Origin of the sequence: Sphaerochaeta sp. S2 (genome assembly GCF_016406725.1) — a bacterium.
Taxonomy (GTDB): Bacteria; Spirochaetota; Spirochaetia; order Sphaerochaetales; family Sphaerochaetaceae; genus Sphaerochaeta.
Genome location: NZ_JAEKNT010000522.1, coordinates 1 through 3,711 on the forward strand (window position 1 = coordinate 1; position 3,711 = coordinate 3,711).

Consider the following 3,711-nt stretch of genomic DNA (forward strand, 5'->3'; position numbering starts at 1 on the left):
GGTATAAGCTATCATATTCGTGATACCACTGCCGATATTGATAAGGATTGTGCCCATCTCTTTTTCCTCACCGCTGAGGACTACCTCAGCATCGGCAAGGCTCTGCAATACCATTCTCTGTACGCTCAAACCAGACCGCTGGATACACTTTCGCTCATTCTGGCAAATTGCAGAAGAAGCAGTTACAATCAGCACCCGGCTCTCGAGCCGATGCCCAAGCATATCGATGGGATCCTTGATACCCATCTGTCCATCAATCTGGAAGTCCTGAACCAATGTATGGAGAATCTCACGGTCCTGGGGTAGTTCAAACGCCCTGGCGACCTCAAGACTGCGAAAAATATCTTCTCTTTTTATTTCTTGGTCCTTGCTATTGATCCCGACCACCCCGGTACTGGGGATACCAACAATATTCTCCCCACCGATTCCGATGATGACTTCACTCATCTCAGCTCCTGCCTGGAGCTCCGCTTCATTGATCACCGTTTGGATGGTCTTCAAGGTCTGCTCAATATTAACGATGGAACCGGCTCGAACTCCTTCACTGGAGTGCTCACAGATGCTGTCTACCATCAACTGGCCATCCCGACTCACTGAGCCGATAACGCATCTAGTTCGGCTTGAGCCTATATCCAGTCCCATCAACATCTTATCACCAGCCATTACAGCAACCCCCTTCTGGTCGGTCTCATTACCTGCGCACCAAACCCTCTCGATAGAGGTCATAACGCTTGTCTTCCGAGCTGAGGAAGGAGAGTGTATCCTTCTGGTCCTGTTGGGCTAGTGCTACGGCCGCTTGTATCTGGGCCGTCCCTACAGGCTCTCTCACCCAAATCTGGGCATTGAGAGAGGAGATTTCCAAAACCATCTTTCCAAAGCTGTTACTACTATTATTATCGTATTTTATACTTGTTATCAAGGTAGTTTTCTCTCCAAGGGAATTTGCCAATTCCATAACCTGATGAAATGAGCGGTCAAGTCCATATGCTCTGAGCATCTGTGCATAAGATGGAGGTACCAGTATGGTAACCATCTCCTGTTTCCATGCATCAATATCCTCGGCAGGCAATCTCACCAATGCATTTCCCTCAACCAGATAGGTCTCTGACCCATCGGTGGTTTGCACCAGGGCAGGACTTTCCACCAAGGAAACAGTTGCTTCCAGAGAGGAAGGTAAGGCTCTTTTAAGTTCCAGGGATTTAATTGTCGGGTATGAGCCCAACTCACGCTCAAGACGATTGAAATTCAGTTCAAAAAGAGAGAGTCCCACGTAGGTTGCCAATTGTTCCTTGAGTGAAGCAGGAATTCTCTCCTTCCCACTTCCTGAAACAACCTTGATTGTGGTGATCTTGAACTGCGGAACTGTGCGCAGTGCAATGAATACCAGGAACACAACCAAGGGGAGAATCATCGCGGTCAACTTCACCCCAATCGGCATGCGTCTCATTCAACGCCCCCTTGGGAAGGGAAATGAATCGCTGCTCGCTCCTCTTTGCCCAAGGAACTCTTGTACAGTGGTATCCTGCCACTGCTGATCAGTAGAATTCGGTAAAGCATCGCACAGCTCAGTAATACCACCAGAATATTGGTTCCACCTTGGCTGAAGAACGGTAGAGGAATACCGGTGGGCGGTAACAATGCAGTTACCACTCCAAGATTCAGGATAGCTTGGAATAGCACCATACTGGTCAGGCCAAAGGCCATCAAGCTGAGAAAACGATCCCTGTCCTGCATCCTTCGACTTGCATGGTATCCAAGAATCGCAAACATGAGAAAAAGTGCAAGAATGAAAGCTCCACCCACAAGTCCCAACTCCTCGCAAACCGAGGCAAATATGAAGTCACTCTGGACTTCAGGAAGAAGCCCAAGCTTGTAGGACCCATTACCAAGCCCTACCCCAAACAGCCCTCCTGAAGAGATTGCCTTCAACCCGGTACTTACCTGATAACTCATCCCACTAGGATCGAGGGAGGGAAACAGGAAAGAGAAAATTCGTTTGACCCGGTAGGATTGACTGAACATCGCAACAATCGCTGGGGGAACCAGGAATGCAAGGAGAATGACCATGTGAAGAATCCTGAACCCACTGGCGATCAACATGGCAAAACAGATAAACAGGAACAAGATTGCTGAAGAGTAGTCTCGCTGGAGAAAGATCAGCAAGGTAATCACCAAGCTGATCACTATGGGCAGCCCATGACGAAGAATCATGGATTGATCGCTACGGTCCTTCTTATGGTAGGCAGCAAAGAAAAGAATGATGCCCACCTTCGCAAACTCTGAAGGCTGGAAGGATGGAATGGGCCCAATCTGCAGCCAACGCTTGGAACCCAGACGCTCCTGCCCAAATGGACTGAAGAGGGTCAACAGGAGGAGAATCATTGATACAACCAATGCGAAATAGGAAATATTCTCTATCCAACGAAGGGGTATATAACGGATGACAAACCAGCCAACCACTGCCAACGCTACGAACATCAGTTGTCTTGTGAAGAAATAGTGATGTGGAAGTCCGTGTACCAAGGCCTCATTGTATGAGGCGCTGTAGAGCATGATCAGCCCAAGAGAGGTGATAAGGATGACGACACAAAGGAAAGTAAAGGCACTCAGATTCCTTCCGCTTTCCTCAAGTGGTTCTTCTTTTTGCCGCCAATCATCAAAATCTCTTCGTATATCCATGGCATTCACCTACTGATCAGCAGTGAGACTGCTGCAAACAACCAGGATACCAAGGTGAAAGCAACCACTATGCGGCCCTCTTTCACTCCCTTGAGTTCATATGCATGGTGCAGTGGAGCAATGGTAAATACCTTTCGGCCAAACCGTCTGATGGAAATGATCTGAATCAGGCTGGAAGCCAGTTCAAGCAGGAATAAACCACTGGCAAGAAACAATACCAGCTCAGAGCCCATCAGCAGTGCTGACATTGCAATATATGCCCCAAGCGCATGGCTGCCACAGTCCCCCATGAAATAACGGGCAGGAGGAAGATTGAAGAAAAGGAAGGCAAGCAAGGAACCGAGCAATGCACTGGAAGCCATACTACCCGTCTTCAAGGAAAGCATCACCAGCAAGAGAAGCATTGGAAGGCTGCTTCCTGCAGCCAATGCATCAAGCCCATCGGTAATATTCACTGCATTCACGAAATATAGAATGTACAGCAGGGCAAACAGGTAATAGCCAATACCCAGGTCAAGTTGGAATACCACCAGATCAATATGGGTAATGAGTAGGTTCTGTCCCTTGGCCAGGATTAGAAGCAAGAGGGCTCCCTGCATCTGCAACAACAGTTTCACTACCGATGGCAAGCCATCACCATTGGAGTGTTTGCTCTTCATATGGTCATCCAGGAAACCGATACCGGCAAATATGACCAAGGCAAGCAAGGGAAACAACACCTGTGGATTGGAAAGCGAAGGGTCAAAGAGGGAAACCAACAAGGTTCCCAAGGTGAAGGCCAAGCCACCGAGGACGGGAGTCCCTGCCTTTTGCTTCTGGAAGGCCCTCAGCTCCGGTTTTACTGCAATGTCGCTCTGTTTTACAAAAGACAACAGAACCTTCGAGATAACGAAGGTTACGACAAACGAGAGTACAAACAGGAGCAGCAACCTATCAGGCATACCTCATCGGCCTCCTTGCAGCATATTCAGTAAGGGACGGAATAAGCCGTTCCATACCAACTGAGCGTGAGGCCTTGAGCAAGAACAGGTC

The 3,711-nt window shown here is 48.6% G+C and carries 4 protein-coding genes; all 4 read right to left on the minus strand.

Annotated features, from left to right (window positions below; all coding sequences use genetic code 11):
- On the minus strand, window positions 1-663 hold a 663-nt coding region (gene ftsA, locus JF818_RS15340), incomplete at its 3' end, for a cell division protein FtsA (protein WP_198892912.1).
- 28 nt (window positions 664-691) lie between these two features.
- On the minus strand, window positions 692-1,447 hold the full coding sequence (locus JF818_RS15345; RefSeq protein ID WP_198892913.1) for a cell division protein FtsQ/DivIB: 756 nt from the start codon (window positions 1,445-1,447) through the stop codon (window positions 692-694).
- Complete coding sequence (locus JF818_RS15350; protein ID WP_198892914.1) at window positions 1,444-2,679, minus strand: FtsW/RodA/SpoVE family cell cycle protein; 1,236 nt, start codon at window positions 2,677-2,679, stop codon at window positions 1,444-1,446. The genes JF818_RS15345 and JF818_RS15350 overlap by 4 nt, the downstream gene beginning before the upstream one ends.
- Window positions 2,680-2,684: 5 nt before the next feature.
- Complete coding sequence (locus tag JF818_RS15355; RefSeq protein ID WP_198892915.1) at window positions 2,685-3,620, minus strand: phospho-N-acetylmuramoyl-pentapeptide-transferase; 936 nt, start codon at window positions 3,618-3,620, stop codon at window positions 2,685-2,687.
- Window positions 3,621-3,711 lie beyond the last annotated feature (91 nt).